This window comes from Caballeronia sp. M23-90, assembly GCF_053574605.1.
On the sequence record NZ_JBSIPA010000343.1, the window covers coordinates 1 to 7,262 of the forward strand.

Below are 7,262 nucleotides of genomic sequence, written 5' to 3' on the forward strand. Positions count from 1 at the left end.
CCCCGCCGCTCTCCCGATCTCGAGGCCACCGCGATGGCTTCCGGTTCGCGGGTGACGAACGGGATTTTCGGCGCGACCACGATCAGCCGGGAAAATCCCATGGTCTTGAGCGCGCGCGCCGCAGCGCCGACATTGCCTGGATGGCTCGGCTCGACGAGCACGAACCGGGTCGATGAGAAGGCGTCGCCGGGTTGATCCGGGGAAGAGTTCGTGGTCACGATAGAACGCTTGCGAAAAAGGTAGGAAAACCGTCATGGTATCGCCAGACGAGGTTTCCAACGTGTGCATCGCGGCGCAACGGGCATAACCCGCGCCCTGCCCGACTCGGGTAAAATACGCAGTTCGCGCGCGCCTTACGCTGTTTTCAGCCAGTTTCAGGTTGAAAAAAGGCACGTGCATCGCTCTTCTTCAATTTGTTGCCGTCGACACAAACGTCGATTCTGCCCGCCGGTTGGGCACTTTCCGCTCGGGGTTCCGGCTTCACGCGCATGGCGTGGAGCGCAGCCGCCGGGCAAAGGACTCTATTCATGCATCCGATGCTCAATATTGCTGTCAAGGCCGCTCGCCGCGCCGGACAGATCATCAACCGCGCGTCGCTCGATCTGGACCGGATCCAGGTCAGCAAGAAGCAGCACAACGACTTCGTGACGGAAGTCGACAAGGCGTCGGAAGCCGCGATCATCGAAACGCTGACGACTGCTTATCCGAAGCATTCCATTCTCGCCGAGGAATCCGGCGAACTGGACAAGGAATCCGAATTCCAGTGGATCATCGATCCGCTCGACGGCACGACCAACTTCATCCACGGCTTTCAGTATTACTGCGTGTCCATCGCGCTTGCCCACAAGGGCATCATCACGCAGGCCGTTGTCTACGATCCCACCCGCAATGACCTTTTCACCGCCTCGCGCGGTTCGGGCGCTTACCTGAACGAGCGGCGCATCCGCGTGGGCAAGCTGGATCGTCTCGGCGACGCCCTCGTCGGCACCGGCTTCCCGTTTCGCGAAGGTGACGGTCTGGAAGCCTACAGCAAGCTTTTCACGCAAATGACCGAAGCGTGCGCCGGATTGCGTCGTCCGGGCGCGGCCGCGCTCGATCTGGCCAACGTGGCCGCGGGTCGTCTCGATGCGTTTTTTGAACAAGGTATCAAGGCGTGGGACGTGGCGGCGGGCAGCCTGCTGATCACGGAAGCCGGCGGACTGGTCGGCAATTACACCGGCGAATCCGACTTCCTGCACAAGAGCGAGATTGTCGCGGCGAACCCGAAGGTGTACGCGCAAATGATCAAGATCCTCGATCCCTTCACGACCACGCGCACGAGCGCATAACGGTTGAGCGAAAGGCGGCTGCGGCCGCCTTTTTTGTTGGAGCACGCAGATTGCACTTGATGTCCGGAACGGGTCTCATGTTGGTCCGCGGCGTTCATGCACGCAGCGCCCGCCTCCGCTACAGTGTCCCGTCCGGCCGCTCGCGGCGCTTCCTCATCCGAGTCTCCTCACCCTTCGCTGCCGCCCTGCCGTCACATGAAAAAAGGCTTTTATACGATCATCGCCGCGCAGTTCGTGTCGTCGCTTGCCGACAACGCGCTGCTCATTGCCGCCATCGCGATGCTTTCCGTGATGCATTCGGCGTCCTGGGTGACGCCGCTGCTGCAGATCTTCTTCACCATTTCCTACGTGCTGCTCGCGCCATTTGTCGGTGCATTTGCCGATGCCATGCAAAAGCGTCACGTCATGTTCATCTCCAACGCGCTCAAGGCCGGCGGCTGCGCGCTGATGATCCTGGGCGTGCATCCGATGATCGCGTACGGCGTCGTGGGTCTGGGCGCCGCTGCATATTCGCCCGCCAAATACGGCATTCTCACCGAACTGTTGCCGCCCGAAAAACTCATCCCGGCGAACGCATGGCTTGAATCGGCGACTGTCGGTTCGACCATTCTCGGTACCGTGATTGGCGGCGCACTGGTCAGCCAGTACGTGGAACATTTCGTAAGCGCGGCGCACCTCGTCCTGATCCGCTCGGCGGCCGACGCCGCCATGTTCGCGGTCATGGTCGTGTATGCGGCCGCCGCCGTCATCAACATCGGTATTCCTGATACCGGTGCGCGCTACAAGAACCGCCTGAAGGAACCGTCGAAACTCGTTGGCGATTTCACGCATGCATTCAAGGTTCTGTGGAGCGACAAGCTCGCGCAGATCGCGTTGTGGGTGACCACGCTGCTGTGGGGCGCCGCCGTCACGCTGCAGTTGCTCGTCCTCAAATGGGCCGATGCCAACCTCGGCCTGTCGCTTTCCAAAGCAGCCGTTCTGCAAGGGGTGACGGGACTGGGCATTGCGATCGGCGCATCAGCCGCTGCCGCCTGGGTGCCGTTGCGCAGTTCGCTCAAGGTGTTGCCGATCGGAGTCGTGACCGGCGCTGTGGCCATCTGCATGGCGTTCTATAACAAGGACCTGTTTCCGGCCGGATCGGGCGTGCATATCGGGCCCTTGTTTGCCCCGCTTTATATCCTCGGCGCTTATCCACTGATGATCCTGCTTGGCGCGCTGTCGGGGTTTTTCATCGTGCCGATGAACGCAATCTTGCAGCATCGCGGTGCGACCTTGCTGACGGCAGGCGCGTCGATCGCGGTGCAAAACTTCAACCAGAACCTGGCGGTGTTATCGATGCTCGGCGCCTACGCACTCTTGCTCACGACCAAACTGCCGGTGGAATGGATCATCGTGGTCTTCGGCGTGTTTATTTGCCTGATGATGGGCCTCGCGATGCGGCGGCACGCGCGCAACGAGCGCACGGTCGACCTTGGCGCGCTGGTGGAAGAATGATAAAACGCCTGGTGCAGGAACGGTATTTGCTGGACACTTTGCTCGATTGAGAGCCGCGCGACTGAAACGCGCGGATCGAAATAAACCAGGGACACGTCAAAGGAGCTGCAAATGGGTTTGTTTTCACGTTCTACACTCGATAGCAACATCAATGACGCCGCCAAAGTCGGCCGACGTGCTGTGCGTGGCGCAAGCGACGTGGTCGATTCGGCCAGTTCGCAACTGCGCGGATTGCTCGACGAGCTCGACAGTTCGATCCGCGACGCGAAAGACGTCAATGTGGACCAGTTGCGCAAGGACTTGCAGTCCAAGCTGAAGACAGCGCGTTCGCAATTCGATGGGTCGTCCTCGGCGATCGCGGATCGTTTCAACGACGCCGCCGGTTACGCTGATGAATTCGTCCACGACAAGCCGTGGCACACGCTGGGCGCCGTCGCGGGCCTTGCGCTGCTGGTCGGTTTTCTGGCAGGACGTTCGTAAAATCGCAAGCATGATTAAAGCAAAAACGCCGGCTTGCCGGCGTTTTTGCTTTTACGGCGTGAAGATCGCTCGAAAACGTCAAGATCTCGACCTCTCGTTAGCCATCCGGCCAGGGGGTCGCCAAGGCCCTGACGCGGTACACTCGTGCCCTTAGACATCTTAGACATTCGCGAAATCCAAGCAATCACGATGGGCACTCACACCTCCGTTTCTCCCGCCGCACCTGAGGCGCAGCGCATCGATTCCGCTGTGCCGGTCGACCTGTCGCATCACACGCCAATGATGCAGCAGTACTTGCGAATCAAGGCGGAGCATCCGGGGACCCTCGTGTTCTACCGCATGGGCGATTTCTACGAGCTTTTCTTCGATGACGCTGTCAAAGCCTCGCGCCTGCTCGACCTGACTCTCACGCAACGCGGTGCATCGGGCGGCAACCCCATCAGGATGGCGGGCATTCCGCATCATTCGTGCGAGCAATATCTTGCCAAGCTGGTGAAGCTCGGCGAGTCGGTCGCCATCTGCGAGCAGATCGGTGATCCGGCGACATCGAAGGGACCGGTCGAGCGCAAGGTCGTACGCGTCGTCACGCCCGGCACGCTCACTGACGCGGCTCTCCTCTCCGATAAAAACGACGTCTTCCTGCTGGCGTTATGCCCTGCACACAACCGTCGCGGTGTTGTGACGAGCGTGGGGCTTGCGTGGCTCAATCTTGCAAGCGGCGCGTTGCGTCTTGCTGAAGTGGCGCCGGATCAACTGGGCGCGGCACTTGAACGCATCCGGCCGGCGGAAACGCTGGTGGCCGACTCGTTCTCGGAAACGAACGCACCGTTCCAGGTGCCGAACGTCGGCGCAACCACGCGCGTACCCGCATGGCACTTCGATGTCGGCTCCGGCACGCAGCGCTTGTGCGAGCAACTCGATGTCGCGGGCCTCGACGGTTTCGGCGCCCACTCGCTGACCTGCGCATGTGGAGCGGCCGGTGCGCTGCTGCTCTATGCCGCCGCAACCCAAGGTCAGCAATTGCGGCACGTCCGAAGCCTCAAGGTGGAGTACGAGTCGGAGTACATCGGACTGGACCCGGCCACGCGACGCAATCTGGAGTTGACCGAAACACTCCGCGGCACGGAATCTCCGACACTCTGCTCGTTGCTCGATACCTGCTGCACAACCATGGGCAGCCGTTTGCTGCGCCACTGGCTGCACCATCCGCCGCGCGATTCGGCCATCGCCCAGGGAAGGCAACGCGCGATCGGCGCATTGCTCGAAGCATCGCCGGACGCAAGCCTCGACGGCCTGCGCACAGCACTTCGCCAGATTTCGGATATCGAACGAATTACGGGCCGGCTTGCACTGTTGTCGGCACGACCACGCGATCTTTCGAGCTTGCGCGATACCTTCGCCGCCCTGCCGCAACTGCGCGAACGGCTTGCTCCGCTCAAGATGCACGCGGCATGGCTTGAACGTATCGATGCCTCGCTCGAACCGCCGCCGGAATGCCTCGAACTGCTGACCCGCGCGATTGCCAAGGAGCCTGCCGTGCTGATCCGCGACGGCGGTGTGATGGCGCGCGGTTATGACGCGGATCTCGACGAGTTGCGTGACATCTCGGAGAACTGCGACCAGTTCCTGATCGACCTGGAAACGCGCGAGCGCGCCCGCACGGGGATCGCGAATCTGCGAGTCGAGTACAACAAGGTGCATGGCTTTTACATTGAAGTCACGCGAGGTCAGACGGACAAGGTTCCGGACGACTACCGGCGCCGTCAGACGCTCAAGAATGCCGAGCGATACATCACGCCGGAGCTGAAGACTTTCGAAGACAAGGCGCTGTCCGCGCAGGACCGCGCGCTCGCCCGCGAGCGCATGCTCTACGACGCGCTGCTGCAGACGCTGCTACCGCATATCGGCGATTGTCAGCGCGTGGCGGCGGCGTTAGCAGAACTGGATCTGCTGAGCGCGTTCGCCGAACGCGCACTCGCGCTCGACTGGGTGGCGCCGTCGTTTGCAGGCGACTCGGGCATCGATATCGAACAAGGGCGGCATCCAGTAGTCGAAGCGCAAGTCGAACAGTTCATCGCCAACGATTGTTGCCTGAACACCGAACGCAAACTGTTGCTGATCACCGGTCCGAACATGGGCGGTAAATCGACGTTCATGCGCCAGACGGCGTTGATCGCGCTGCTTGCGTACGTGGGCAGTTATGTACCGGCCAAGCGCGCGAGCTTTGGTCCGATCGACCGGATTTTTACGCGCATTGGCGCGGCCGACGACCTCGCGGGCGGCCGCTCGACCTTCATGGTCGAGATGACCGAAGCCGCGGCCATCCTCAACGACGCCACCCCGTCGAGTCTCGTACTGATGGACGAGATCGGCCGCGGCACATCGACTTTCGACGGCCTCGCGCTCGCCTGGGCGATTGCACGGCACCTGCTCTCGCACAACGGCTGCCATACGCTGTTCGCCACGCATTATTTCGAGTTGACCCAGTTGCCGGCCGAGTTCGCGCACGCCGCGAACGTGCACTTGTCAGCGGTCGAGCATGACCATGGCATCGTGTTTTTGCACTCGGTCAACGAAGGTCCGGCGAACCAGAGTTACGGCTTGCAAGTAGCGCAACTCGCAGGCGTCCCGCCTGCCGTGATCAAGGCCGCCAGAAAACACCTGGCGCATCTGGAGCAGCAGTCGATCGGTCAGGCGTCGCCGCAATTCGACCTGTTCGCGCCGCCGCCGGCGGATCTCACGGATATTAACGAACCCGAAGCGCGCGACGAGTCGGCCGCGCCTCACCCGGCGCTTGACCGCCTTCGTGCGATCGATCCCAACGAGGTGCGTCCCCGCGACGCGCTCGACCTGCTGTACGAACTACATAAGCTGGCGTCGCACGCTCCGGATGCATCTCGCTAATTGCGCGTATCGCGCTCACTGGCTGCGTGCGCGCGTGACACACGCGTTTGCCCTCGCCTGCGTCGTCATGGCCGCGCAAGCGGCGCGCGCCGAGGCGCCGCCGATGAGTTTCGCGATTGCATCGAACGTGGTGAACAGATCAAGTGACGAGACCACGCTGCAACAGATGCTCGATGCCATCGGACGCGATCGCAATACGTCGTTCATCGTCTACGACGGCAATCTGAAAAGCGAAGCCGAACCTTGTCGCGACGCCCTGTACAACACGCGCCAGCAGATCTTCGATAGCTCACGCAAACCCGTGGTACTGCTGCCTGGCGGCAATGACTGGGCGTCGTGCAGTTCGTCGCAAGCGGGCAGTTACGACCCGGTCGAGCGGCTGGACTTCATTCGCCAGTCGTTCTTCGGGGATTCGAACTCTCTCGGTCAGACGCCCATGAGCGTGATTCGCGAAAGCGATGTTGCACGCTTTCGTCCGTTCCGCGAAAACGTGCGATGGCAGACCAACGGCATTGCGTTCATCGGATTGAATGCGCCCGCGCCGAACAATCATTATTTGACCGCCGGCGGACGCAACGGCGAGTTCGAGGACCGCTCCGTCGCCAACGCTTTCTGGCTGGAACACGCGGTCGAAACCGCGCGCCGCACCGACATGCGTGCGGTCGTGGTGATCCTGCAAGGTGATCCGGACTTTACGCGCTATGAACGGCGCGATCGGTTTGCGTGGCTGCGGTTTTCGCGCGGCGATACATCACGCGACGGGTTTCTCGAGCTCAAGCGCAGCCTTGTGAAAGCCGCAGAATCGTTTCGGGGTCCGATGATTGTGATTCACGGCTCCGACACACCTATTGTCAAAGGTTTTCGTATCGATCAACCCTTGCGCAATGACAAGGGGACCGTGGTGGCGAATCTGACGCGCATCGAGGTCGGATTGAAGAATCCGCGAACGCAATGGCTCGAAGTCGAATCCGACCTGAGCTGGCGACCGCCGTTTCGTGTCCGCGTGCGGGACGTGACCGTGCGGCCGAACGCGCAAGCTCAAGGGTCGCCCCCGGA

6 protein-coding genes are annotated in these 7,262 nt (G+C 61.6%); 5 read left to right on the forward strand and 1 reads right to left on the reverse strand.

Going from position 1 to position 7,262, the window contains the following annotated elements; all coding sequences use genetic code 11:
- Positions 1-218 (reverse strand): TrmH family RNA methyltransferase (locus ACRXB1_RS26010; RefSeq protein WP_449493670.1); only part of this gene is annotated, 218 nt, incomplete at its 3' end.
- A 309-nt stretch (positions 219-527) separates the two neighbouring features.
- Here ACRXB1_RS26010 and ACRXB1_RS26015 point away from each other — a divergent pair.
- From ACRXB1_RS26015 to ACRXB1_RS26035, 5 genes are all read left to right on the forward strand, one after another.
- On the forward strand, positions 528-1,328 hold the full coding sequence (locus ACRXB1_RS26015) for an inositol monophosphatase family protein (protein ID WP_062169767.1): 801 nt from the start codon (positions 528-530) through the stop codon (positions 1,326-1,328).
- 195 nt (positions 1,329-1,523) lie between these two features.
- Complete coding sequence (gene lplT, locus ACRXB1_RS26020; RefSeq protein WP_061999088.1) at positions 1,524-2,822, forward strand: lysophospholipid transporter LplT; 1,299 nt, start codon at positions 1,524-1,526, stop codon at positions 2,820-2,822.
- A gap of 111 nt (positions 2,823-2,933) precedes the next feature.
- Positions 2,934-3,302: a DUF883 family protein gene (locus ACRXB1_RS26025; protein ID WP_449493671.1), complete on the forward strand. Its 369-nt coding sequence runs from the start codon at positions 2,934-2,936 to the stop codon at positions 3,300-3,302.
- Between the two features lie 279 nt (positions 3,303-3,581).
- Positions 3,582-6,206 (forward strand): DNA mismatch repair protein MutS, encoded by a 2,625-nt coding sequence (mutS, locus tag ACRXB1_RS26030; protein ID WP_449493673.1) that lies wholly within the window; start codon positions 3,582-3,584, stop codon positions 6,204-6,206.
- Positions 6,193-7,262, forward strand: a 1,070-nt coding sequence (locus ACRXB1_RS26035; protein ID WP_449493672.1) for a hypothetical protein, incomplete at its 3' end; no start/stop codon positions are given. The genes mutS and ACRXB1_RS26035, both read left to right, overlap by 14 nt.

What these genes read in the sequence shown, in the direction of transcription:
- ACRXB1_RS26015 (WP_062169767.1), top strand. Translation starts at nt 528, where the DNA reads ATGCATCCGATGCTCAATATTGCTGTCAAGGCCGCTCGCCGCGCCGGA.
- lplT (WP_061999088.1), top strand. Translation starts at nt 1,524, where the DNA reads ATGAAAAAAGGCTTTTATACGATCATCGCCGCGCAGTTCGTGTCGTCG.
- ACRXB1_RS26025 (WP_449493671.1), top strand. Translation starts at nt 2,934, where the DNA reads ATGGGTTTGTTTTCACGTTCTACACTCGATAGCAACATCAATGACGCC.
- mutS (WP_449493673.1), top strand. Translation starts at nt 3,582, where the DNA reads ATGATGCAGCAGTACTTGCGAATCAAGGCGGAGCATCCGGGGACCCTC.